Source organism: Actibacterium mucosum KCTC 23349 (assembly GCF_000647975.1).
In the GTDB taxonomy this organism is placed as follows: domain Bacteria; phylum Pseudomonadota; class Alphaproteobacteria; order Rhodobacterales; family Rhodobacteraceae; genus Actibacterium; species Actibacterium mucosum.
In genome coordinates this window covers 434202-459366 of sequence record NZ_JFKE01000003.1, presented here as the reverse complement: position 1 = coordinate 459366, position 25165 = coordinate 434202, and the positions used below count along the sequence as shown (strand labels likewise).

General features: G+C 60.4%; 21 protein-coding genes. 8 read left to right on the top strand and 13 right to left on the bottom strand.

Going from position 1 to position 25165, the window contains the following annotated elements; genetic code table 11:
* Nucleotides 1-16: 16 nt before the first annotated feature.
* The 6 genes from ACMU_RS08860 to ACMU_RS08835 form a co-directional block, all read right to left on the bottom strand.
* Entirely contained in the window at nt 17-1984 is a 1968-nt protein-coding gene (locus tag ACMU_RS08860) for an acetyl/propionyl/methylcrotonyl-CoA carboxylase subunit alpha (protein ID WP_035258498.1), read from the bottom strand.
* A gap of 13 nt (nt 1985-1997) precedes the next feature.
* Nucleotides 1998-2537, bottom strand: a complete 540-nt coding sequence (locus ACMU_RS18735; RefSeq protein WP_051588195.1) for a thermonuclease family protein — start codon at nt 2535-2537, stop codon at nt 1998-2000.
* Between the two features lie 3 nt (nt 2538-2540).
* Complete coding sequence (locus tag ACMU_RS08850) at nt 2541-4040, bottom strand: carboxyl transferase domain-containing protein (RefSeq protein ID WP_081805473.1); 1500 nt, start codon at nt 4038-4040, stop codon at nt 2541-2543.
* A 38-nt stretch (nt 4041-4078) separates the two neighbouring features.
* Entirely contained in the window at nt 4079-5242 is a 1164-nt protein-coding gene (locus ACMU_RS08845; protein WP_035258496.1) for an isovaleryl-CoA dehydrogenase, read from the bottom strand.
* A gap of 109 nt (nt 5243-5351) precedes the next feature.
* On the bottom strand, nt 5352-6062 hold the full coding sequence (locus ACMU_RS08840) for a glutathione S-transferase family protein (protein WP_035258494.1): 711 nt from the start codon (nt 6060-6062) through the stop codon (nt 5352-5354).
* Complete coding sequence (locus ACMU_RS08835; RefSeq protein ID WP_051588194.1) at nt 6062-6904, bottom strand: SDR family NAD(P)-dependent oxidoreductase; 843 nt, start codon at nt 6902-6904, stop codon at nt 6062-6064. Before ACMU_RS08835 ends, ACMU_RS08840 begins: the two co-directional genes overlap by 1 nt.
* Nucleotides 6905-7002: 98 nt before the next feature.
* Between ACMU_RS08835 and ACMU_RS08830 the strand changes: the two genes are divergently transcribed.
* Nucleotides 7003-7905, top strand: coding sequence for a LysR family transcriptional regulator (locus ACMU_RS08830; protein ID WP_051588193.1), 903 nt, complete (start codon nt 7003-7005; stop codon nt 7903-7905).
* Here the strand turns inward: ACMU_RS08830 and ACMU_RS08825 are convergent.
* The gene (locus tag ACMU_RS08825; RefSeq protein ID WP_081805458.1) at nt 7890-8834 is read right to left on the bottom strand and encodes a LysR family transcriptional regulator; all 945 of its coding nucleotides are present in this window, start codon (nt 8832-8834) and stop codon (nt 7890-7892) included. The two genes, ACMU_RS08830 and ACMU_RS08825, sit on opposite strands and share 16 nt — an antisense overlap.
* Nucleotides 8835-8909: 75 nt before the next feature.
* On the opposite strand from ACMU_RS08825, the gene ACMU_RS08820 reads away from it, so the two are divergent.
* Nucleotides 8910-9323 (top strand): hypothetical protein, encoded by a 414-nt coding sequence (locus ACMU_RS08820; RefSeq protein WP_035258492.1) that lies wholly within the window; start codon nt 8910-8912, stop codon nt 9321-9323.
* A 36-nt stretch (nt 9324-9359) separates the two neighbouring features.
* Here ACMU_RS08820 and ACMU_RS08815 read toward each other — a convergent pair whose 3' ends face one another.
* Nucleotides 9360-12479, bottom strand: a complete 3120-nt coding sequence (locus tag ACMU_RS08815) for a reductive dehalogenase (protein WP_081805472.1) — start codon at nt 12477-12479, stop codon at nt 9360-9362.
* 219 nt (nt 12480-12698) lie between these two features.
* Between ACMU_RS08815 and ACMU_RS08810 the strand changes: the two genes are divergently transcribed.
* The 5 genes from ACMU_RS08810 to ACMU_RS08790 all read left to right on the top strand — a co-directional run bounded on the left by ACMU_RS08810 (nt 12699) and on the right by ACMU_RS08790 (nt 16548).
* Nucleotides 12699-13466, top strand: coding sequence for an SDR family oxidoreductase (locus ACMU_RS08810; RefSeq protein ID WP_035258876.1), 768 nt, complete (start codon nt 12699-12701; stop codon nt 13464-13466).
* 402 nt (nt 13467-13868) lie between these two features.
* Nucleotides 13869-14372 (top strand): type III secretion system chaperone family protein, encoded by a 504-nt coding sequence (locus ACMU_RS08805; protein ID WP_035258487.1) that lies wholly within the window; start codon nt 13869-13871, stop codon nt 14370-14372.
* A 72-nt stretch (nt 14373-14444) separates the two neighbouring features.
* Complete coding sequence (gene proC / locus ACMU_RS08800) at nt 14445-15260, top strand: pyrroline-5-carboxylate reductase (RefSeq protein WP_035258485.1); 816 nt, start codon at nt 14445-14447, stop codon at nt 15258-15260.
* Nucleotides 15257-15592, top strand: a complete 336-nt coding sequence (locus tag ACMU_RS08795) for a tRNA-binding protein (RefSeq protein ID WP_035258483.1) — start codon at nt 15257-15259, stop codon at nt 15590-15592. The genes proC and ACMU_RS08795 overlap by 4 nt, the downstream gene beginning before the upstream one ends.
* Nucleotides 15592-16548, top strand: coding sequence for a 2-hydroxyacid dehydrogenase (locus tag ACMU_RS08790; protein ID WP_035258482.1), 957 nt, complete (start codon nt 15592-15594; stop codon nt 16546-16548). Before ACMU_RS08795 ends, ACMU_RS08790 begins: the two co-directional genes overlap by 1 nt.
* Here ACMU_RS08790 and ACMU_RS08785 read toward each other — a convergent pair.
* The gene (locus ACMU_RS08785; RefSeq protein ID WP_035258480.1) at nt 16545-17126 is read right to left on the bottom strand and encodes a thymidine kinase; all 582 of its coding nucleotides are present in this window, start codon (nt 17124-17126) and stop codon (nt 16545-16547) included. The two genes, ACMU_RS08790 and ACMU_RS08785, sit on opposite strands and share 4 nt — an antisense overlap.
* Before the next feature lie 343 nt (nt 17127-17469).
* On the opposite strand from ACMU_RS08785, the gene ACMU_RS08780 reads away from it, so the two are divergent.
* A complete protein-coding gene (locus tag ACMU_RS08780; protein WP_035258477.1) occupies nt 17470-17928 on the top strand; it encodes a hypothetical protein in 459 nt (152 codons plus the stop codon).
* A gap of 15 nt (nt 17929-17943) precedes the next feature.
* Here ACMU_RS08780 and ACMU_RS08775 read toward each other — a convergent pair whose 3' ends face one another.
* The 4 genes from ACMU_RS08775 to ACMU_RS08760 form a co-directional block, all read right to left on the bottom strand.
* Nucleotides 17944-18957, bottom strand: a complete 1014-nt coding sequence (locus ACMU_RS08775; RefSeq protein ID WP_035258474.1) for a hypothetical protein — start codon at nt 18955-18957, stop codon at nt 17944-17946.
* Nucleotides 18958-19052: 95 nt separating this feature from the next.
* A complete protein-coding gene (gene carB, locus ACMU_RS08770; protein ID WP_035258472.1) occupies nt 19053-22319 on the bottom strand; it encodes a carbamoyl-phosphate synthase large subunit in 3267 nt (1088 codons plus the stop codon).
* Nucleotides 22320-22394: 75 nt separating this feature from the next.
* Nucleotides 22395-23690 carry a glycosyltransferase family 87 protein gene (locus ACMU_RS08765; protein WP_152544564.1) on the bottom strand — a complete coding sequence of 432 codons (1296 nt, stop codon included), beginning with the start codon at nt 23688-23690 and terminating at the stop codon, nt 22395-22397.
* A gap of 52 nt (nt 23691-23742) precedes the next feature.
* Nucleotides 23743-24948 (bottom strand): SAM-dependent methyltransferase, encoded by a 1206-nt coding sequence (locus ACMU_RS08760; protein ID WP_035258467.1) that lies wholly within the window; start codon nt 24946-24948, stop codon nt 23743-23745.
* Nucleotides 24949-25165 lie beyond the last annotated feature (217 nt).

Sequence of the window (25165 nt, the reverse complement as noted above, 5' to 3'; positions counted from 1 at the left end):
CTACGGGGATGTGAACTCAGGTGTCCTCGGAAGCCAAGGCCAGCAACAGCGCGCCATCCGTGACCTGATCGCCCTCGGCCACCGCCACGTCTGCCACCTCGCCATCGCGCGGGGCTTGCAACGTGTGCTCCATCTTCATGGCTTCCAAAACGATCAACGGGTCGCCCGCCCGCACCATCTGCCCGACCCGGGCCGAGACCTGTTTCACCACCCCCGGCATCGGGGCAAGGATTGTGTCACCGCTGCCCCCGCTATCCCCGCCTCGCGCCAGTGGGTCGAGCAAGGTAAACCGATAGGTGTTCCCCCAATACACGTTGACCTCATCACCATCGCGCCGCGCCTTGGCCACGGACTTGGCGCCGTCAATCCACCAACCACCGGCACCTCGCCGGATGTCATGGCGGGCCTCGCCCACCTGCGTGGTGAACGTGCCGGGGCCACGAGCGGTGATGCGAACCTGCACATCCTCGTCTTGCCAAATCAGCGCGACATCCTGCGGCGCGGGCGCCCAATGCGCGAACCCGGCCAGTGGGTCATTCAGTTGATCCAGGCCGGATGCAGCCAACGCTGCCAATGATCGGCTGCGCGTACACGGCACTGGTTGGGCGGCCAGATCTTCCAGATCGCGGCCAATCAAGCCGGTATCGACCTCACCGCGAGCAAAGCCCACGTGCCGCGCCAACTTGCGAAGGAAGGTCAGGTTCGTGACCGTGCCCGCCACCTGCGTAGCAGCAATGGCGCGTTCCAGCGACATCAGCGCCTCGGCCCTTGTTTCACCGTGCACAATCAGCTTGGCAATCATCGGGTCGTACCACGGGCTGATCGTGTCGCCGCCACGTACGCCGCTGTCGATCCGCACCGCGCCTTCGCCGAACTCGGCCCCATTCGGGAACTGAAGATGTTTCAGTGTGCCGATAGCAGGAAGGAAACCGGCGGGCACGTCCTCGGCATAAATCCGCGCCTCGAAGGCATGGCCGGCGATGGCCAGATCTTCCTGCGCAAATGGCAAAGGCGCGCCAGCGGCGACGCGCAGTTGCAATTCCACGAAATCGAGGCCCGTTATCGCCTCGGACACCGGGTGTTCCACCTGCAGGCGCGTGTTCATCTCCATGAACCAAAACCCGTCGGGCCGCAGGCCGTCTGCGCCGTCCACGATAAACTCCACCGTGCCCGCGCCGCGATATCCGATCGCCTTGGCCGCTTCCACGGCAGCCTTGCCCATGGCGGCGCGCATCTCAGATGTCATGCCGGGGGCAGGAGCCTCTTCGATCACCTTCTGGTGGCGGCGTTGCAAAGAGCAATCGCGCTCGAACAGATGCACCACGTTGCCTTGGGCATCACCAAAAACCTGTATTTCGATGTGGCGCGGTTGCTGAATGTATTTCTCCACCAGAACCGCCGGGTCGCCGAAACTGGCCGCGCCTTCGCGCTGCGCCCCTTCCAGTGCCTTGGCGAAATCGGCGGGATCCTCGACCAGCCGCATACCTTTGCCGCCGCCGCCCGCCCGCGCCTTGATCAGAACCGGATAGCCGATCTTGTCGGCCTCAGCCGCCAGCAACGCAGCGTCCTGATCCGCGCCGTGATAGCCGGGCACAACCGGCACGCCGGCCTTCTCCATCAGTGCCTTTGCGGCGTCCTTCAAACCCATGGCCCGGATCGCGTTGGCCGTTGGCCCCACAAAGGTCAGCCCGGCCTTTTCCACCGCCTCAACGAAATCGGGATTTTCCGACAGAAAGCCATAACCGGGATGGATCGCCTGCGCTTTGGTATCCAGGGCGGCCTGAATGATCCGTTCACCCAGCAGATAGCTTTCGGCCACCGGCGCCTTGCCAATACGCACCGCCTCATCCGCCATGGCCACATGTTTCGCGCCTGCATCTGCGTCCGAGTAGACAGCCACGGTGGCAACGCCCATCCGGCGGGCGGTGGCAATCACGCGACAAGCAATTTCGCCCCGATTGGCGATCAGGAGTTTAGTGAACATGCTAACCTCTTCTTTAGGTGCACCAAGAGTCTCGTCTTCCACCGCTGTATTCCTTGCCCAGTCCGGCCTTAATCATTGGCCGGGCGACACCCTTCCCGTCGATCAGCAACAAGACAAGGGCCCGCCCGTATCGGTCAATTCCCTCGGTCCGAGCTGAGATGTGGCCACTGGACCAAAGCAACCATCGAAGATACTGTTTCGCTGCAAATGCTTTGAGGGCTTCCGATGTGCATTGTGCATTCATCTCGGGCGTGTCGTAGGCCAATATCCGACCGCGCTGAATACCACTCAACGGGCAGATCAGCGTTACCGTATCGCCATCTATGACACGCACAACACGGCAGCCATCATGTGGGGTTAGATAGCCATTTGCGATGTCCCCGAGAGACGGCCCAAAAGCCAGCAAAACGATCGCAATCACCAAAAAAAACTGCCGGCTACGGCGTTTGCGCTTGCCAGAGCCCGGGCGGTAGGGTGGCAGCCCCATGTCGAATTTGCGCGCCTTTCGATAGTCGCGACTGAACCTGACGACTTTGCGACGGGGTCGGGCCATGCCTCACATCCTAAACACGCCAAACCGCGTGTCCTCGATGGGTGCATTCAGGCTAGCGCGCAGGCTCAGGCTCAGAACGTCGCGGGTTTTGGTGGGGTCGATGATGCCGTCATCCCACAGCCGCGCGCTGGCATAAAGCGGGTGCGATTGTTCGGCGAACATGTCGATGGTGGGTTGCTTGAACGCGGCCTCCTCGGCGTCGGACCAGGTTTTGCCCGCCCGCTCGATCGCGTCGCGTTTCACGGTGGCCAATACACCTGCTGCCTGTTCGCCGCCCATCACGGAGATGCGCGAGTTAGGCCAGGTCCACAGGAAATTCGGCGAATAGGCGCGGCCGCACATGCCGTAATTGCCCGCCCCGAACGAGCCGCCCACGATCACCGTGATCTTGGGCACAGCCGATGTGGCCACGGCGGTCACCAGCTTGGCGCCATCCTTGGCGATGCCACCGGCCTCGTAGCTTTGGCCAACCATGAACCCGGTGATGTTCTGCAAAAACACCAGCGGGATCTTTCGTTGCGAGCAAAGCTCGACGAAATGCGCACCCTTCAGCGCGCTTTCCGAGAACAACACCCCGTTATTGGCGATGATGCCCACCGGCACACCGTCGATATGGGCAAAACCGCAGACCAGCGTGGTGCCGTACCGCGCCTTGAACTCGTCGAGTTTCGAGCCGTCGACAATCCGCGCGATCACTTCGCGGATGTCGTAGGGTGTGCGCAGGTCCTCGGGCACAACGTCCAGCATGGTGGCCGGGTCTTCGCGCGGGGGTTCGGGGGCGCGCAGATCCGGCTGTGCCGGTTTCACAATGTTCAGATTTGCCACGGCCTGTCGGGCAAGGGCCAGCGCGTGGGCGTCATCCTCGGCCAGGTAATCGGCCACGCCCGACAGGCGCGTGTGCACATCACCACCGCCCAGATCCTCGGCGGTGACCACCTCGCCAGTGGCCGCTTTGACCAGTGGTGGGCCGGCCAGAAAAATTGTGCCCTGTTCTTTCACAATAATGGTCACGTCGGACATGGCGGGCACATAAGCGCCCCCGGCGGTGCACGAGCCCATCACCACCGCGATCTGCGGAATGCCTGCCGCGCTCATCTGCGCCTGATTGTAGAAGATCCGGCCGAAATGCTCGCGGTCGGGAAAGACCTCGTCCTGGTTGGGCAGGTTCGCACCGCCACTATCTACCAGGTAAACGCAGGGCAGGCGGTTTTGCGCGGCGATCTCCTGCGCGCGCAGGTGCTTCTTTACCGTCATCGGGTAATAGGTGCCGCCCTTCACCGTGGCGTCGTTGCAGACGATCATGCAATCGCGCCCCGCGACACGGCCAATCCCGGCGATCACACCGGCGGCCGGCACCTGATCGTCATACATGCCGTGGGCGGCAAACAGGCCAACCTCAAGAAAAGACGAGCCGGGGTCCAGCAAGTTCGCCACCCGGTCCCGCGGCAGCATCTTACCGCGCGACAGATGCCGCGCGCGGGCTTTGTCCGACCCGCCCTGCATGGCGGTTTGCGCGGCCGTTTGAACGGCGTTCAGATCGCTCACTTCATTGCCCCCATCAGCTCGCGCCCGATCAGCATGCGGCGGATTTCCGAAGTGCCGGCGCCGATCTCCATCAGCTTGGCATCGCGGAAGATGCGGCTGACCGGCGTTTCGTTCATGAATCCCGCGCCGCCCATGGCCTGCACGGCCTGATGCGCCACCTTCATGGCTTCTTCGGAGGCGTAAAGAACACAGGCCGCCGCGTCCTGGCGGGTGACCGTGCCGCGGTCGCAGGCCCGGGCGACCTCGTAGACGTAGGCGCGGGCCGAGTTCATCGCGGTGTACATGTCGGCGATCTTGCCCTGCATCAGCTGGAAATCTCCGATCGGTTTGTCGAACTGCTTGCGTTCGGCCAGATACGGCATGACCTCGTCCAGACATGCGGCCATGATGCCGGTGCCGATGCCGCTGAGCACGACGCGTTCGTAATCCAAACCCGACATCAAAACCGCTACACCGCGCCCTTCCTCGCCCAGCACGTTTTCAAATGGCACCTGGACATCCTCAAAGATCAGCTCGGCCGTGTTTGACCCCCGCATCCCCAGCTTGTCAAAATGCGGGCTGGTGCTGAAACCCGTCATTTCCTTTTCGATCAGAAAAGCCGTGATGCCCTTGCTGCCTGCCTCCGGGTCGGTTTTTGCATAGACCACCAGCGTATCGGCATCCGGGCCGTTGGTGATCCAGAACTTGGTACCGTTCAGGCGGAAGTGGTCATTGCGTTTTTCGGCCCGCAGTTTCATCGATACCACGTCGGAACCGGCGCTCGCCTCGGACATGGCCAGCGCGCCGACATGTTCGCCCGAGATCAGGCGCGGCAGGTACTTTGAGCGTTGCTCGTCCGTTCCGTTCAGCTTGATCTGGTTCACGCATAGGTTCGAATGCGCGCCGTAGCTGAGGCTGACCGACGCACTGGCGCGCGCGATCTCTTCCGTCGCCACCACATGGGCCAGATACGACATGCCCGCGCCGCCATATTCTTCGGGCACGGTGATGCCCAAAAGGCCAAGTTCACCCATCTCCTGCCACAGCTCGGCGGGGAATTCGTTCTTGGCGTCAACCTCGGCTGCGATGGGTTTGATCCGGTCCTGTGCCCAGCGATGAACCATGTCGCGCAGTGCGTTGACGTCTTCGCCGAGGTCGAAATTCATAGTTGCGTTGAACATTACCTGCCCCGCCATTATTGAACACTTGTTCATTTATTGGCGGATACGGTGAGTCGCGTCAAGGATGTTTGGGCCGGGCACCCGCCACGGGCGTGGCAGGTGCAGCGGGTCAGGCGACCTTGGTGACGTCGGATTGGCCGCCACCATTGGCGTAAACGGCGTAGAAATCGATCAGCCGTGCCTCGTAGCCTTTTGGCTCGGGGATGGTGGCCGCGTAAGCCGGATGGGCCACCACGCGGCCGAGCCAATTGTGAAATTCGGCCCAGGGCCCGTCCGTGGGCAACGTGTAGCCTTTGTAATGCGGCAGCAGCAGTGCCGCGCGGGCCGCGAAGGGTGCAAGCGCGATGTCCAGAACGCCGGGCGCGTCGGATCCCGAGAGCCATGGCGCCGGCGGGTTGGCCGCGATCAGGCGGGTCAGCCCCTGTTCAAACGCTTCTTGGGCCTTGCGGCCCTCGTCGCTGTGGTTGGGGGCTTTCAGCTGGCGATAGAAATAGGGGATAACCTCGCGCCCGATCTGGTCCAGCCAGAACCTTTGTTCGGCCCGTTTTTCGGGATCGGGGTGCAGCAGGCGCCCGCCGGAGCGGTCGTTCAGGTAGTCCATCGTACGCAGCGAATCCGGGATGCGGTGCGGGGTGTCTTCGCCCTGCACCTCGAGCACCGGAACCTGGCCCAGCCCGCGCGAGATTTCCAGCCATTCGGGCGATTTCACGTAAGGGTCGACCTCGGCATATTCATAGGCGATTCCCAATTGCTCCAGCGCAAACCAGGTGCGCTGGGCAAAGGGGCAGTACCATGCCGAATAAAGCGTCAGCGCGGTCATTACGACCGCACCCGGCGCAGCCTGGGTTCCACCAGTTCGGCGCGTGTTTCCGGTGTCATGGCGCGCTGCATCAGGAAGCCAAACAGCTTGGTCGGCCACATGCGCGGGATGAAGCGGTTCTCGAACGCGTAGATCTTGTTCAGGAAGCCCGGCACAACCGACGCTTTGCGGCCCAGCGATTTCAAGCCGACGCGGGCGACAAATTCGGGTTTGCCCAGCGTGATCGGCATTTTCTTGAAATTCACCGGCATGGCGGCGGGCATGTTCGTGTCGGTCAGACCCGGCGACACCACGATGACGTCGACGCCGCGCTTTTTGAACTCGACATTCAGACCTTCGCCCAGCGACAGGATGTAAGCTTTGGAGGCCGAGTAGTTGGCGACGGTCGGCACACCCTGATAAGCAAACAGGCTGGCCAGGAATACGATGCCACCCGAACCGCGGCGTGACATGTCCTCGCCGTAAAGGCGGGCCAGTTCGGCAGGGGCCTGGATGTTCAGCTTGATCAGGTTGCGGTGCGAGGCCAGGTCAACCTTGGTGTAATCTCCGGTGGTTTCCACCCCGGCGCTGAGAACCAGCATCCCGACCTTTTTGCCTTGCGTTGCCTCGTAAAGTGCCTCGGGCGCGCCGTCGACGGACATGTCCAGTGCAACGGTTTCGGCCTTGACCCCGTGGCGTTTGCGCAAGGTGTCGGCGGCTTCCTTCAGCGGGCCTTCGCGGCGGGCCACAAGAACAATGTTCAGACCCTCGCGGGCCAGCTGATCGGCAAAGGCAAAGCCGATGCCATTGGACCCGCCGGTGATGACGGCCCAGTCCTGGTATTTGCGGAATTTGCGTTTCATGTCGCTCTCCTTGGTTGCGTTGACAAGGAGATGGGGCGTACCTAGGTTTTGGATAAGTAAACCGATTAGACTTAGATAAATCCAAAAAGGGCAATAATATGGATAATGAAATGGCACTGCGCCTGTTCGTTAATGTTGTCGAGGAAAACAGCATTTCCCGCGGTGGGGCGCGGCTGAGTATTCCGCAATCATCGGCATCACGTATGTTGTCGAAACTGGAAGATCGGCTGGACGCGCGCCTGTTGCAGCGTTCGACCCGCCGGCTGCAGCTGACCGAGGCCGGGCGGATCTACTTCGAACGTGCGCGGCAAATCGTGACCGAACTGGACGAGGCCGCGCTTGCCATACGTGACCTGACGAACGTCCCCTCCGGCTTGTTTCGACTGGCCGCACCGGCCTCTTTCGCTCAGCGATACGTCGCGCCTTACCTATCGGAGTTCCGGGAGAAGTATCCCGACATAACGTTTGGACTGGCTTTGACGGACCGGATGGAGGACCTGATTGGGCAGGGGTTTGACGTCGCAATCAGGCTGGGCCAATTGCCGGATTCCAGCCTCGTTGCAACGCGTTTGGCGATGTCTTCGTCCATCGTCTGCGCCAGCCCCCTGTACCTGGAGCGACGCGGCGCTCCAAAGAGCGTGCAGGATCTGGAAAACCACGATTGCCTTTTGTTTCGCGGCAGCCCGGGAACCAACAACTGGAAAATCCTGCAAGGCGGGGCAGAGCAACAAGTTCGCGCCGCAGGACCGTTCTATTGCGATAGCGGCGAAGGCCTTCTTGCCGCTGCGCTGAACGGTTTGGGAGTTTGCATGTTGCCGATCTGGTTGGTAGGCGAGTTCCTGGCCGATGGCCGGTTGCAACCCGTCTTTGCACCGGAGGATTCGCGCACTGCGGTCAGCCCCGTTCAGGCTGTCATGGCTCATCGACAACATATACCGGCAAAGACCCGCGTTTTTGTCGATTTCCTGCGCGACAAGCTGTCGTCTTATGACTGGACCTGACCGGAAGGGCCAATATAACCTCTGGCATTTTCCTTGAAATGGCTCGACAGGAAATCCACCAGAACCTGAACACGTGCATTACGGCGCAGGTCGGGGTGGCGCAGAACCCAAAGGGCATAATGCGGAGGGTGCCGAACCTCGGACAATCGCTCCAATTGGTCATCCGGTTCCGCCATGAAACAGGGCAATGTTGCCATACCCATTTCCGCTTTGCACGCGGCCATTTGACCTGCCAAGCTGGCGATAGTCCCGACGATCGGCGCACTTGGGTAGGGCGTTCTTTCGCGCCACGCTTTCGAGGCATTCTGCGGTTGAAAACCGATCCATTGCGGCGTGAATTCGGACCCCTCATCGCGAAACCGCATCGCGTAAGTTTTGCTGGCGTAAACGGCTGTGCCACATTGTACCAGCTTTCGCCCGATCAGGTGCTCGTCCGGTTCCTTGGTGAAGCGCAACGCAAGGTCTGCCTCGTGCCGGTCCAAATCAGCCACACAATTGCGCAGATCCAGTTCCAGATGAATGCAGCTGTATGTGGCACAGAAAACCTTGAGGGCGGCCATAATGGGGGAATGGATCATAGCATCAACCATCGAGAGCCGAATCTCGCCGGTAAGGTCCTGCGATTGACCAACCGCTCGGCGCTCAAGTCCTGTGACAGAGCTGTTAATCTGACGCGCCACGTTCAACATGTCTCGCCCCGCTTCGGTCAACACGTATTCGCCGCGGTGACGAGACACCAGCGGTAACCCAACGACGTCTTCCAGGTGGGAGATTCTACGGGCAACAGTGGAATGGCTGATGCCCAAATCTTCACCCGCCTGCCTGACTGTGCCGGCCTCGATCAAGGATTTAAAAAGCCGAAGATCATCCCAATTCAGATGTCGCATTGATGCACCAAACTGTCCTAAGTGCCTATATTGCATAAGCATTCTTGCTGCTTAACCTTTTTAGGGCAAGCCGCGCAGGAAAACACCTTCTGCGCAAAATCAAACAGGAGACTTATCATGAACCGACGTTCCGTTCTGGCACGGGCGATGGCCCTCGTGGGTGCCGCCGCCACCGCCATCAGCCTTTCGGCCGCGCCCGCAACCGCCGAAGGTGCGCCTGAATTCTTTCTGGTCGATGTCCTGATTCTGAAAGAGGGCAAAACCCCCGCCGACGCCAAAGTCTATTTCGACAAGGTGGGACCGGTTGCAGCCAAACATGGGTTGGTGCAGCTGAACTCGTTGCAGATCGCGCAAAAGCTGCGCGGTAACCTGGACGCCAAGGTTGTAAATATCTGGTCGGTGTCCGACCCGAAGAAAACCTTGCCCGGACTGCTAAGCGATCCGGACTATCAGCAGCACATCCCGGTGCGGGATTCGACGTTTGACCTGCCCAACTCGTCGATCTTCATGGCCATGCCCAACGCCGAGTAACAGCCCCCCCGTCCGTCCCATGTTCCCCTTGGGGGGTTACAGGTCGATCCCGATTTCGCCATCGGGGTCGGCCGCCCGCGACTGGCACAGGATCATCGTGGTTGCGCGCTGCTTTTTCGACAGCACAAAGTCGCGATGTTCCACGTCCCCGCTCAGCACGCCGCATTTGCACACGCCGCAAATGCCGTCGCTGCATTTCACATCCACCGGCACCCCGTTTTCGTTCAACACATCGGCGGCCGATCTGTCCGCCGGCACGTGCAGCACGCGCCCGTCGCGCAGTTTCAGCGTGAACGGGTGGTTTTCGTAGTCGGGCTGTTCGGGGACCGAGAAATACTCCAGATGCCGTGCTTCGTCGGGAAACCCGCCCTGGGTGGCGGCCGCGATCACGGCGTCCATGTACCGCTCGGGGCCGCAGGTATAGACATGCCAGCCCTGCCGATACCCCGACAGGATGGCGCCAAGATCGGCGCGCGTGCCATCATCCGAGAAATGCAGATGCACCTTGTCGGCCCATGCCATGGCCCGCAGGTCATCCAGGAACCCCGCCTGCGCGGCGCTGGAGGCGGAATAGTGCAGCTGAAACGGTTTGCCCAAGGCGTGCAGCCGATGGGCAAAGGCGATCATCGGGGTGATTCCAATGCCACCGCCCATCAGAAAAGTCTGGCTGGCCGATTCCTTCAGCGTGAAATGGTTAATTGGCTTTGAAATAAATACCTTTCGCCCCTCGGCAAAGATGCGATGCATCAGGGCCGAGCCGCCGCGACCGGCATCCTCGCGCAGCACGCCGATCTGGTATTTCGACCGGTCCGCCGGGTCGCCGGACATCGAATATTGCCGCAGGTATTCGGGCGCCACGACAATGTCCAGATGCGCGCCGGCGGTCCATGCGGGCAGGTCGCTGCCATCAAGGCTGCGCAGCTCGTATTTGGTGACGTCGCTGGTCATCTTCTGGGCCTTCGCCACCTCGACCCGCAGTACCGGCGCGTCGCCCGGCACGTGATATTCGTGAATGTGGTCGGTCTCGCCGCGCGCCAGTTTCAGCTGGTATTCCTCGGCGGTGACCATGGCCTGATAGGCCTCGATGCCGGCCTCGCGATCCATCGGGAACGGATAAGGCCACGGGTGCGGGGCCAGCGGCGCGGGATAAACGGCCAACGTCTGATCCTCGTATTTCAGGTCCAGGTCTTTTTGCAGGTCGCGCCGGTTCAGCGGTTTTTTGGTGGGGTGATAGGCGCCGTCATCGGCCAGCTCGATATCCCACCACCATTTCTTGGTGTCGTTCAGCCCGCCATTGCCCACCATGTCGTCCAGCCTGGCCAAAGGCCGGGCCAGCGCCGGGATGTTCGACGCGGCCCAACGGAACGGCGCCTCGGCGAACAAGCCCTCCAGGTTCCACGGGCAGGTTTTCATACACCGCCCGCACATCGCGCCGCCCTCGGTGGTGACGCGATAGGTGGCGCATTTCTGGCTGTCGGATTTCCAGATTTCATAGCCGTTGAACATCAATTTCGGCCCGGCGGTGATCGCGCCCGAGGGGCATTCGCGCGCGCATTTGTTGCAGTTCTCGCAAAAGTTCTGCAGGCCGAAATCGATCGGCTTGTCATGGGCCAACGGCATATCGGTGGTGACAACGCCCGATTTCAGGCGCGGGCCCAGATAGGGGTTCAGGATCACCTCGCCAATGCGGCTGACCTCGCCCAGCCCGCTTAAAAGCAGCAGCGGCGGTTGCAGCACCTCGCCGTCCATCACCGTGTGCGCGCGTGCCTCGTAGCCAAGATTGCGGATCTGCTTGGCGATCACGCCACCCAGAAGCGAGAACCGCAAATAGGCGCGCATAGATTGCGCGACCGAGATCCAGTCATCACCAGACGCGCCCTCCATCGTTTCGTAGCCCTGGTCGATGATCATCGAGATGGCGTTGTCGTGGCGCGGGTCGATGGGGGCGCCGGTGGCGTCGTGGCTGTACCACGCCCAGTCGGGACAGCGCGAGATACCCACCGCGTCGACACCCAGGAAATACGCGGCGGCCTTGACGTTGTCGGCATTGGTCTGCGGGTTGGTGGGGCGGTGGCCGGGTTTGTCGGGCGGGCCGTCCTGGATCAAGACGAACGCGCCGAGCGCCCGACGCTGGGCCATCGACGGGGCAGCCTTGCGCGCGTAATGCCCGCCCTTCGCACCCTCTTGCAGCGGTTTGCCCATATCGCCGAACTGGGCGCGGGCGAACATGTCGGTGCGTTTGGGCACGCGGGCCACGTGCGCCTCGTCGATAAAGGTGGTGGGGGTGTCGACGCGCCTCAGGCGCTCAAACGGTTGCGCGCCGTTCACATAGTCGCGGCGCGCATAGGGGTCACGGTTCAGTGCCGATTTGGCGTGGCCCGCGCCGATCCACCAGCCGGGCATGGCGCTGGGCTGTTCGTTGGGCGGCGCAAGCGGCGCGTCGGCGGCCAGCGCCAACGTTGTCGTGACGAGGGCCACGCCATAGCGGGGACCAAGGAACGGCGCGTGCGGGCGCCCGGCGGCGGGGTGCGCCAGGCCGGCGGCCACGGTAATGCGGTTCAGGTCGATATCGGTTGACGTGGCCGAATGCGCCCGCGCCGGATAACCCAGCACCCGCAGGTAATTGGCAATGACACAGGCAGTTTCGGTGGCGCGCAGGCAGGCACGGGCGTCCTGAACATCGTTCAGCCATTCGGTCCCTGGTTCGCCCACGCGCGGATCGCGGTGGTGTTCGTACAGGAACACGATGGCGTGGCTGTGGGTGTCGATGGTGCTGGGCGGGGCCTCCATCGACTCTTTGAGATCGGCCATGATCATGTCGATGCCCGAGGCCAGCGTTTTGGTTTGCCGCGTCTTCAGGTCATGGGCCAGCCGGTCGATATCGGGGTTGCGCCGCGGGGTGGACAGGCGGGCGGCATCGGGGATGGGGGTGATACCCACCATCGAGGCGTCAGAGAAATAACCAAACGCTTTCAGGTGGTTGGACCGTTCCTGCAGATCAGCCGGAATGGTGGATGGCGCACGCGCAACCAGCCCGTCGCGAATTGCATCCATCATCGCCTGGTACTCGCCCATCGCGTTGACCAGCGAATGCGGTGTGTCCAGGCGGTGAAAATCGACGGGCGCGGCTGGGTGGACGCGGGCAAGATCGGGCATCGGGCCGCGTTTGAGCTTTTCCAGAGGGTAGGGGCCCAGATGGACCGGCCGGTTCTTGTCCGAAAAGAGTTTCACCTGCGCGCCTTCTGACCAAACCTTCTTTGGGCACCCTAGAACGCGGTCAATATCCCCCGCAACACCTCTTGTGTGCGGCGCACAAGGGGTGTGCACCAACCTTTTGCGTTGTACCGTACGTATGTGGGCAAAAAGGAGATTGCCATGTCGAAGTTTACCAACAAAACCATCTTCATAACTGGCGCAAGCCGGGGTATCGGCGCCGCTGCGGCGCGGTTTTTTGCGGCAGGGGGTGCGCATGTCGTTTTGGCCGCACGGAGCATCGCGGCGCTGCAGTCTCTCGCGACCGAAATCGAAGGCACCGGGGGGCAGGCCCTTGCGGTTGCTTGCGACGTTGCCGACTACGGGCAGGTCGATGCGGCCGTGGCCAAGGCAATGGACCGTTTCGGCAGCGTGGATGTGTTGATCAACAATGCCGGATTGATCGAACCGATTGCCCGGATCGAAGACAGCGATCCGGCGGCATGGGCGAAAGTTGCGAACGTCAACCTGACCGGTGCCTACAACGCTTTGCGTGCTGTGCTGCCTGGGATGGTGCGCAGGAAAACGGGAACAGTGATCAATATCAGTTCAGGTGCAGCAACGGGTGCGTTGGAAGGTTGGAGCCATTACTGCGCCACCAAGGCCGGTCTCTTGTCGCTGACCAGATGCGCCGACAAAGAACTGCGCGAGAAGGGAATTCGTGTGATGGGTCTGAGCCCGGGTACGGTGGCAACCGAGATGCAAGTTCAAATTCGCGCGTCAGGCATCAATCCTGTGAGCCAGCTGGACCCGGGGGTGCATAAGCCGGTGGAATGGATCGCGCAGGCGTTGGGGTATCTGGCCGGCGATGGGGGCGACGCCTATCTTGGTACGGACTTTGTTTTGAAAACCGAAGAGGCGCTGCGGGAAGTCGGGTTGCCGGTATCCTGACGATGTTCGGCCATGTTGGTCTGTTGGTGGCGCGCGACCGGTGGCTTTGAGCTGCCAAACCACGCACCCTCTCGACGGCATGCCGAAGCCTCGGCATCATAGCCAATATGCAACCCTGAAAACGCGGATATTGCCGCGGGTGAAGAGCTTTCCGGTCAGCGCACCATGTGGCGTGCTGCGGCGTCTTCCTTCTTTCCCAAGATGACGGTTTTACGACCAATTGGGGTATATCTCGATCTATCCACAACTTCTTGCGGATATCCACAAAATTTTGCTTTACAGCCGGAATCTTTGTGCCCACCATATGTTGTAGGGACAGCGGGCATTGCCGCCGTTTCTAGAGCAGGCACCTAGTTTTTGTGGGCTGCCACCCACAAAAATCAAACAACAGAGAGGCCGGGCATGTCGCTATCCGAAGAATTTCTTCAGACCGAAGATTTGCATCCAATCGACATTGTTGAACACATTGCCGAGCATCACGAGTGGGACTTCGACCGAGTGGCGGACGACCAGATCGCCATGGCGGTGGAGGGTCAGTGGCGCACCTATTCGATCACCCTGGCCTGGTCGGGCTATGACGAGACACTGCGTCTGATCTGCACCTTCGAAATGGACCCACCCGCCGACAAGATGCCGCCACTTTACGAAGCCCTGAACCTGGCCAACGACAAGTGCTGGGCCGGCGCGTTCAGCCATTGGAATGCGCAGCGTCTGATGGTCTATCGTTATGGTCTGGTCCTGTCGGGCGGCCAGTTTGCCAGCCTCGACCAGATCGACCGGATGATCGGCACCGCCGTGGCCGCATCCGAGAGGTTCTACCCCGCGTTTCAGCTGGTCTCATGGGCCGATCAGTCGCCGGAAGAAGCGATGCGGATCGCCATGGACGAGGCCTACGGCCGGGCATAAACGGCACCGCAACTCTCCCATTGCGGTGGGGCGCAGCGAGTTCTAGGCTGCGCCCAAAGCGGGAGAGATTTCATGGATATTCAAGCATTGGCGGCGCGCGGCCTTGTCTTGCAGGGTTGCGGCAAAATGGGCTCGGCCATGTTGCAAGGATGGCTGGCAGGCGGACTGCCAACCAGCAGTGTCTGGGTGCAGGATCCCTATCCGTCTGACTGGCTTCAATCGCTTGACGGGTTGCACCTTAACACCGGACTGCCCGCCGACCCGGCGGTGGTTCTGGTGGCCGTGAAGCCGCAGATGATGGCCGAGGCGCTGCCGCAACTGGCCCCGATGGGCAATGGTGACAGCTTGTTCGTGTCGGTCGCTGCAGGTACGCCGATCCACTTCTATGAACAGGTGCTGGGCGGAGATACGCCGGTTATTCGCGCCATGCCCAACACGCCCGCCGCGATTGCAAAAGGGATCACCGCGATTATCGGCAATGCAAACGCCACTGACGCTATGCTGGACACGGCACAAGGGCTGCTGTCAGCCGTTGGTCAGGTGGTGCGCCTGCAAAGCGAGGCGCAGATGGATGCCGTTACGGCGCTGTCTGGCTCGGGCCCAGCTTACGTGTTCCATTTGATCGAGGCGATGGCCGCAGCTGGTCAGGCACTGGGCTTGTCGGAAGATCTGGCGATGCAGTTGGCCAAAGCCACGGTCGGCGGCGCGGGTGCGCTTGCAGAAGAAGCCGGCGAAGATCCGGCGCAGCTGCGGGTTAACGTCACGTCGCCGGGTGGCACGACTGCTGCTGCGCTTGACGTGTTGATGGATGGCAATTCCGGCTTGCCCCCGCTGATGGCGCGCGCCATGGCAGCCGCGGCCAATCGCAGTCGAGAGTTGGCACAATGACAATCTCCTTCGACGACTTCCTCAAGCTCGACATTCGCGTTGGGCAAATCGTGCAAGCCGAACCATTCCCCGAGGCTCGCAAACCCGCGATCAAGCTGTGGGTGGATTTTGGTGCCGAAATCGGGGTCCGCAAAAGCTCAGCCCAAATCACGGTGCACTACGCGCCCGACACGTTGGTCGGAAAAAGGGTGATGGGCGTGGTCAATTTCCCGCCCCGACAGATCGGAAAATTCATGTCCGAGGTCCTGGTGCTGGGCGTGCCGGATGAAAACGACGCGGTGGTTCTGCTGACCCCCGACAAAGATGTGCCACTTGGCGGAAGGATGTATTGATGACAAAGATTTTGCTGACCCGACCTTTCCCCGAGGCCGTTATAGAGGCGGCCCAGCAGTTGGGCGACGTTGAGCTGCGCGACAACCCCGAGCCCATGACCGCGACCGAACTGCGCGCCGCACTTGCGCTTTACGACGCGATCATGCCGACACTCGGCGACCGCGTGACCGAGGAATTGCTGGCCGAGTTTGAAACGCCGCGCACCAAGATTCTGGCCAATTTCGGGGTGGGGTATAACCATATCAACGCCGAGGCCTGCCGGGCCAAGGGCATAGTTGTGTCCAACACGCCGGGCGCGGTAACCGATGCCACTGCAGATATCGCCATGACGCTGATCTTGATGTCGTGCCGCCGTGCGGGCGAGGGCGAACGCATGGTGCGCGCCGGCAAATGGGAGGGATGGACCCCAATACAGATGCTGGGCACCCATGTAACCGGGCGCAAGCTGGGCGTCGTGGGTATGGGGCGGATTGGCAAGGCCATTGCCGCGCGTTGCCACAACGGGTTCGGCATGGAGATTGCCTTCTACAACCGCAGCCGCGTTGCCGATGCCGGTGTCCCCGCAACGCAGATGGACAGCCTGAGTGACTTGGCGAACTGGGCCGAGATTATCGTGGTTGCCGTTCCCGGCAGCCCCCAAACGCATCACATGATCAATGCCGAATTCTTCCAGGCCATGCAGTCCCGGGCCCATTTTGTTAACATTGCTCGTGGCGACGTCGTGGACGAGGCGGCTCTGATCACGGCGCTGCAAACCGGCCAGATCGCGGCGGCGGGCTTGGACGTCTATGAATTTGAACCCGAGGTGCCCGAAGCCTTGCGCGTGCTGGACAACGTGACGTTGTTGCCACATCTGGGTACAGCCGCCTTGGAAGTACGCGAGCGTATGGGGTTGATGGCGGTCGAAAACATTCGTGCGGTGCTGGCCGGCGAAGTGCCGCCTAACGCAGTTTAAAGATCGCCCATAGCCTCGCGCCAGTGATAGCGGCAAAGAGAGACATAGGTCTCGTTGCCGCCAACCTGTACCTGATCGCCGTCGCGCATGACCTTGCCGTCCGGACCCAGCCGAACCACCATTGTGGCCTTCTTGCCGCAATGGCAGATCGTGCGCACCTCGCGCATTTCGTCGGCCAGTGCCAACAGAGCCGCTGAACCCGGAAAAAGCTTGCCCTGAAAGTCTACACGCAGCCCGTAGCACATAACCGGAACCTTCAGGTCGTCGACGGCACGGGCCAGTTGCCAAACCTGCGCTTCGGTCAGAAACTGTGCCTCGTCGATGAAGGCACATGCACATGGTCCGGCGACCAGCCGCTTTTCCAAAGCTGCAAAAAGATCGTCGCCCGGAACAAAGGTGTCAGCCTGATCTGAAATGCCAATGCGCGACGCAATCTGCCCCTCGCCGGCGCGGTCGTCCAGTTTGGCGGTCATCAGGTGCACCTGCATGCCGCGTTCACGATAGTTGTAGGCCGCTTGCAACAGGACCGTCGACTTGCCCGCATTCATGGTCGAGTAATGAAAATACAGCTTGGCCAAGATCGCCGCCCGTCACAAAATTTCGGTTCGTTCCGGTATGGCAAAACGCCCCAACGCCCGCAAGTCAAGTTGCCGCCGGTTGGGGAAAACCGGCGGCATTTCTTGAGCACCTTCAAGACGGGAACAGGGGCGGCTGACGCACAACAATGCACTTGTAATGTACCCGACCAGGGTACTGATCAGCACGCCCCTTGACGCAGAATCGATGCTGGGGACACCGATTACTCGCTACGGTTCCCGCAGCGGGAACCGTTTTCTATATGACAAATCATGATCTTGGCATTAATGGGAAAAGAGAGGGGGCTTTCCCCTTAGGAACGATATTGCGAACGTAAAGGTAAGTATGGCGGGCATTGGAAGCTATCTGAAGAAGCACTGCGAAGCACTGGTCAAGGACGTGGGCATCGAAGCTGCGTGCGAAATCACCGGCAAATCCAAGGCGACTCTGGGCCGGTATTATTCAGATTCCGACGAACACTCGGACCGGTTCATGCCGGTCGACGCAGTGGCCGCCTTGGAAAAAGAGGCGAAATTTCCGCATGTTACAACGGCTTTGGCCGAATTGCAGGGGATTACGCTGTCGTATTCGCAAAACCGCCGCAACTCTGAAAGCAGCGGTGGCGTGACCAGTGACGTGGTGGCCCTGTCACAACGGTTCGCAATGCTAATGTCGGAATACACCCAGTCGATCGAGGATGGAATCATCACCATCAACGAAGCCAAACGCCTGTTGCGCGAAACCGTGGCGCTGCAAGAAGTTCTGTTGGAAATGAAGCTGCACCTCGAAGAAGAGGCAACGTAGGGCATCCCTTCGTCGCTAGGCTTCCGTGACGTCATCCAAGCCTTCTGCAAAGATCCGGCTTGCCAGGGGGCAGAATTCTGACTCTGTGTTCTTGTTTTGCGTGCGATCTTTGCTTTTCCAGCCGGTTGTGATGGCCGCACAGTGAAAATAGCCAAGGTCCTTGCTGTAGAACGCTTTATCGATCGAAATGAAGTCGGGCTTGTGGACGTCCCAACTGACGCTGCGCATCAGCCCGCGCGGATTGATACAGTATTTCATTGAACAGCGTGAGTTCTCGCGCGAGATCCAGACATGGTCGCGATGCAGGGGTTTACCTTCAGCCATCGGTGGGGGCGCGCGCCAAAGGCCGGGGAATGACACAAATCCAATTGGTGATTGAACCGCCGCGTCAAAAACCGAGCGTCCAGAATTACTGTAGACCATTTCGTCAATATCGCACACCAACACGGCGCGGGCACAGGACAAAAGCCGTTGTCGTGCCACTTCCATGCCGCTCACCTGCATGAAATTGGTATGCATTTCAGCGCCGTAGGGAAATGGAAAGCGAAGAACCTCAACCGCGTCCAGGCCCACCGGTGCCAGAGCGTCACAGATCTCGTCCGGGGCGAAGTCGGTTGATCCGTTGTCCAGGATCACCATGGCCTGCATCCCGTGCAGGCGTTTTGTGAACCTGGCAAAGTCTCTGATCCACTCAAGATCGTCGTTTTTCAGCATGTTCACATGCGCATTTAGGCCCGCGAACCTGTCCAGTTGGTGATTGTTAACCGGCAGATCGAAGGCCACGTCGCCTGCGTCAACGGACAATGTGCCGGGTTGGCGGCGACAGGGGATCGTCACATAGTCATGTCGCCGGCGCTTGCGCAGCTTGAGTTTTGTTACCTTCTCGCGATCCAGACGAAGGTCGGCTTGCATCAGCAAAGGTTCAAAGTTGCGCAGCTTTGGGCAGACGATGACAACCTTTTTGCCCGTCCAGAACACGTCGTAGATCAGGGTATTGAAATCAAACCGACGATCAAAATTGTCGGGCAAGTCCTCGGGCGCAATGAAGGTGTCTCGTGAATACCTGTCGCGAGGTAATTGGTAACTGCTGATAGATGCCAAACCTCCCCCTTTCGCACACGGGCCTAAACTTGCAGTGCCTTCACCTCGATCTCACCCATCTCGCGCGATTTCATCGCCAGAGCGGCGGCGTGGCTTGCGGCGGCGGTTGTAAAATACGGGATTTTGTCGTGCAGCGCGACCGAGCGCATTGAACGGCTATCTTCAACCGCCTGCGCGCCTTCGGTGGTATTCATTACCAAGGCAATGCCGCCGTCTTTCATCACGTCAACGATGTTCGGGCGGCCTTCATAGACCTTGTTGACCACCTCGCAGGCAATACCTTGCCCTTCAAGGAAAGCCGCCGTGCCGCGTGTGGCAACGATGGAGAAGCCCAGATCCACAAGAATTTGACCGGTCTCGGCCAGTTGCGGGGTCTTGTCATCATCCTTGATCGAGAAGAACACCACACCATCGGTGGGCAGGTCCACCCCTGCACCCAGCTGCGCCTTGAGGAACGCCCGGGCGAAGGACGTGTCTGATCCCATGACCTCGCCTGTCGACCGCATTTCCGGTCCCAACAACGTGTCAACGCCAGGGAAACGGGCAAAGGGCAGAACGGCTTCTTTCACCGCGAAGCGGTCAATCTGCGGATCCACCAGATCGAATTCTTTCAGTTCCTCTCCGGCCATCAAACGCGAGGCAATTGATGCGATGGGCGAGTTCACAGCCTTGGCCACAAATGGCACCGTGCGGCTGGCGCGCGGGTTCACTTCGATCAGGAAAATCTCGCCATCTTTTACCGCGAACTGCACGTTCATAAGGCCCACAACGCCCAATGACAGCGCCAGCGCCTCGGTCTGGCGCTTTAGTTCGTCAATTATGTCAGCCGGCAGCGAATGCGGCGGCAGCGAGCAGGCGCTGTCGCCCGAATGTACGCCGGCCTCTTCGATATGCTGCATAATGCCGGCCACATGTACGGCTGTACCATCGCTCAGCGCATCTACATCCACCTCGGTGGCGCCCGACAAATAGCTGTCCAGCAATACCGGGCTGTCACCCGAAACCACCACGGCCTCGCGGATATACCGTTCCAGCTGCGCCATATCGCGCACGATTTCCATGGCGCGGCCACCCAGAACGTAGGACGGGCGGATCACCAATGGAAACCCGATCTCTTCGGCAATCTTCAACGCTTCGGCATCGGTTGCGGCGATGCCATTGCGCGGTTGCTTCAGGTTCAGCTTGTTGACCAGCGCCTGGAACCGTTCACGGTCTTCGGCCAGATCGATGGCGTCGGGCGAGGTGCCGAGGATCGGGATGCCCTCTTCCTCCAGCGCGTTGGCCAGTTTCAGCGGCGTCTGCCCGCCAAACTGCACGATCACGCCGTGCAGCGTGCCCTTTTCCTGCTCGACCCGCAGAATCTCCATCACATGCTCGAAGGTCAGCGGTTCGAAATACAGCCGGTCCGAGGTGTCATAGTCGGTCGACACTGTCTCGGGGTTGCAGTTGATCATGATCGTTTCGTAACCCGCGTCGGTCAGCGCAAAACAGGCGTGGCAGCAGCAATAATCGAACTCGATCCCCTGGCCGATCCGGTTCGGGCCACCGCCCAGGATCACCACCTTGGTTTTGTCGGACGGGCGCGCCTCGTCCTCGACCTCGCCCATCACCGGGTGCTCGTAGGTGGAGTACATATAGGGCGTCTGCGCCTCGAACTCGGCGGCGCAGGTGTCGATGCGTTTGAACACGGCATTCACACCCAGATTGCGGCGGGCGCGGCGCACCTGGCCCTCGTCGCGTCCGGTCAGGACGGCAAGGCGGGCATCGGTAAAGCCCAGCATCTTGATGGCGCGCAGACCTTCCTCGGTCGTCGGCAAACCGTTCTTGCGCAGATCAGCTTCGGCGTCCACGATCTCGCGGATGCGGTTCAGGAACCAAGGGTCAAAGGCGGTTGCCGCCTGAATCTCGTCATTGGTCAGCCCATGACGCATGGCCTGCGCGATGGTGCGCATCCGATCCGGTGTTGCCACCGAAATGGCGGCAATCACGGCGGCCTTGTTGGGCGCACCTTCGATTTCCACCTCGTCAAAGCCGGTCAAACCCGATTCCATCGAGGCCAACGCCTTTTGCAGCGACTCGTGGATCGTGCGGCCAATGGCCATTGCTTCGCCCACAGACTTCATCGCCGTGGTCAGATAGGGTTCCGAACCCGGGAATTTCTCAAACGCGAATTTCGGGATCTTGGTGACCACATAGTCGATGGTGGGTTCAAACGACGCGGGCGTGACCTTGGTGATGTCATTGTCCAGCTCGTCCAGCGTATAGCCCACCGCCAGTTTCGCCGCGATCTTGGCAATCGGGAACCCGGTGGCCTTGGAGGCCAGCGCCGAGGACCGCGACACCCGCGGGTTCATCTCGATCACCACCATGCGGCCGTCTTCGGGGTTTACCGCCCATTGCACGTTTGATCCGCCGGTTTCCACCCCGATCTCGCGCAGCACGTTGATCGAATGTGTGCGCATCAGCTGGTACTCTTTATCCGTCAGCGTCAGGGCCGGGGCCACGGTAATGCTGTCGCCGGTATGCACGCCCATCGGGTCGACGTTTTCGATGGAACACACGATGATGGCGTTGTCGGCTTTGTCGCGCACCACCTCCATCTCGTATTCTTTCCAGCCCAGCAGGCTTTCATCGACAAGGATCTGACCCACCGGCGAAGCGTCCATGCCCGACCGACAAATCGCCTCGTAGTCGTCGCGGTTATAAGCGACGCCGCCGCCGGTACCGCCCAGCGTAAAGGCCGGGCGGATGATGGCCGGCAGACCGATCTCTTCCAGCGTATCCATCGCCAATGCGACGCCGGCGGACAGGTCTTTCTTGCCCGAAGCGTCCTTGGGGGCCGTCACGATGGCCGCGCGCGGGTTCTCGATGCCCAGGCGGTCCATTGCCTCGCGGAACAATTTGCGGTCTTCGGCCATTTCGATGGCGTCGCGCTTGGCGCCGATCATCTCGACCCCGAACTTGTCCAGAACGCCCATCTCTTCGAGCGCCAGCGAGGTGTTCAGGCCGGTCTGCCCGCCCATCGTGGGCAGCAGTGCATCCGGGCGCTCTTTCTCGATGATCTTGGCGACAATCTCGGGTGTGATCGGCTCGATATAGGTCGCATCGGCCAGTTCGGGATCGGTCATGATCGTGGCAGGGTTCGAGTTCACCAGGATCACGCGATAGCCTTCCTCGCGCAGCGCCTTACAAGCCTGCGCACCGGAATAGTCGAACTCGCACGCTTGCCCAATAACGATGGGCCCTGCGCCGATGATCATAATGGAACTGATATCGGTTCTTTTTGGCATCTCGGACCCCCGGCGTATGGCAAATTCTGGGGGGTTATAGACTTGCGGCAGAACTGCGCAAGCCCAAAAACCCGCTTATTGGGCGGGTGTTGGTTTCGGCATGCGACGTGGGCGCGCGTGCGGACGCGAGGTGATGGCCCAGATTGTAAGCAACATCATGATGGTACTGGCGGCCATTACTGGCAGATCGCTCGAATAGGCCGAGCGCAGCATGTTGAAGGCGGGCACAGACGTCATCAGACCAAACACCAACAGAATCAGCCCCCCGGACCGCGCCCCCAGAATCGGGATCATGGCCGGAACCAAAAGCATCTGCAGAACGAAGTAATGTGCCCAACCCAGGGGACCAAAAAGGCTGAACAAACCCGCAATGGCAAAGATCCGCACGGTTAGACGTGTGCGTTCGCTCATGGCCCGGGTGCGCCACAACACGGCGATCAGTGAGAAGGCGAGCAACGCAAGGCAAAGGCGGTCTACCAGGACTTCGCTGCTGTTCAGGCGAATGTTGCGCGTATTCAGATCGACCCAGGTTTGGAAAAAACCCATCTCGATCCCGATACCGTGCAACATCGCGTTGACCGAGTAGTTGACCGACGTGATAAAAACACCGTCCGACAGGCTGCGCACGCTGTCCAGAAACGCAAAATGCAATTGCGGCCCCATCAAGGTCACGCTGACAGCCGCAAGGCAGACGCCAACCAACGCGCACATGCGAAAAGCTGTCCAATTGCGGTCCATAACAAAGATCACCGCCAGAACGACCGGCGCCAGCTTCAGCGCCGCTGCAATCGCAAGGATCGCGCCCGCCATCTGTGCTTTGCCTGCACCATATCTTTCGAACGACAGCAGGATCAGGAATATCACCGTGATCTGCGGTTGAAGCTGCACCACTGCGAATTTTGACAGCATCGACGTGCTGAGCAAACCAACCGAAATCATGATCCACGCCCAAAGCGGCAGCGACGTAGGCCGCAGAATGCGCCAGGCCAACACAACCGACGCAGCGATCATTGGGATCTGGATCAACAACGCGCCACGAAAAAACGCCTCGGGTGAAAGGGCGCCGGCAATGGGCGACAACAACCCGGCCCAAAGCGGCGGGTACACGTATGGCAACACGTTTTCGCCGGATAGGCCCAACCGGGGCAGGATGCCCCACCACTCGCGCGGGGTGCCGCCGAAAAACCCGCTGGGGCGGGCATAAATCAGGTCATACATGCCTTCGGCGTGCAGATAGCCCGCCATGTAAAGCGCCGACAAGTCCGGCGGAAACGCGGACCACATGCGCCAGAACTGGAACAGGCACCATCCTGCCAACGCCGCCACGGCAAGGGCAGTTTTGATACAAATGCTCTGTTTTTTCTGCGACATGTGCTGCTCGACCGTTTGTTTCACGCGGGTCTAACAGGCGAAAACGGCAGGATTACGGCCTTTGCAGGTAGATATAGTCGCGTGTCAAGGGCACCGCATCCTGCTGTTTGGTCAGTTGGAACTGAAACACCACCTGGCGGTGCTTGCGAAAGGTCATCTCGCTGGCCGCCAGATAATAGCGCCACATGCGACAGAACCGGTCGTCGTAAAGCTCGCGCGCATCGTCCTGTCGCGCGACGAACCGATCGTACCAATGGCGCAGAGTATCCGCATAGTGCAGGCGCCAAATTTCGACATCGGTTGTATAAAGCCGCTCTTTCTCTATCGCCTTCATGGCTTCGGACATGGCGGGCACATAGCCGCCGGGAAAGATATATTTAAGCACCCAGGGGCTGGTTGTGCCCGGCGGTTCAGCCCGCCCGATGGTATGAATCAGCGCCACGCCGGACTTGTTCAGCTTGTCGTGAACATGGCGGAAATACTCGCGATAATGCGGAACGCCCACATGTTCGAACATGCCCACCGAGACAATCCGGTCGAAGGTTTCGTTCACTTCACGATAATCGACCAGCCGGAAATCCACACGTTCCGACAGCCCAGCCTCGGCCGCGCGCGCAACGGCGATTTTGTGTTGCTCTTCGCTGAGGGTCACGCCGACCACGCGCACGCCGTAATCCTTGGCCAGTGTCAGGCCCATACCGCCCCAGCCACAGCCGATATCCAGAACACGCATTCCGGGCGACAGGTTCAGTTTGGCGGCAATATGGGCCTTTTTCTGCGCCTGCGCCTGCTCCAAACTGTCATCCGGCGTTTTGAAGTAGGCGCAGGAATACTGTTTGTCGGCATCCAGAAACAGGTCATACAGCGCCGCCGACAGGTCATAGTGATGCGCAACGTTGGATTGCGCCGTACCGATGGGGTTGTTTTGCTGTACCCGGCGGATCAGGCGCCGCAGTAAAAGGTTTGCGTTCAGCGACCAGTGGCTGGCCCCATGCCCGCGATTGTCCAGGACAAGGCCCAGAAATCCGTGCAGGTCGTCGTCGCCAATGGTCAAACGCCCGTCCATATAGGCCTCGCCCACGGTCAGGTCTGGGTTTAACACCGCTTTGCGCGCAAAATCCGGGTCCTCGACAAATAGCCGTATCGCGTCAGCACCTGCATCGCCATAGCGACGGGTGGGTTGGTCCGGCAGCGTTATTTCAAGTGCACCTCGTCGGATCAGGTGCGTCAGCATCTGGTCAAGCAGTCTATCCCACATGTCCCCTCGCAATGCGGCCATTTTGGCCGCGCGTTGTTCCCGTGTTGAAATGCTTGGGAAAAATTCAGCAAAATTTGTGCGACCTGTCCAGTATTTCGGGCCACTGGCGCATGGCGGATGAATTGGCTAAAGGATCGGCGCATCAGATTTGGGCGGGCATTTTGGCGATCCGACAGCGATATATTCAGTTTCAGAATGGCCCTGGCGGCGCGCCGGC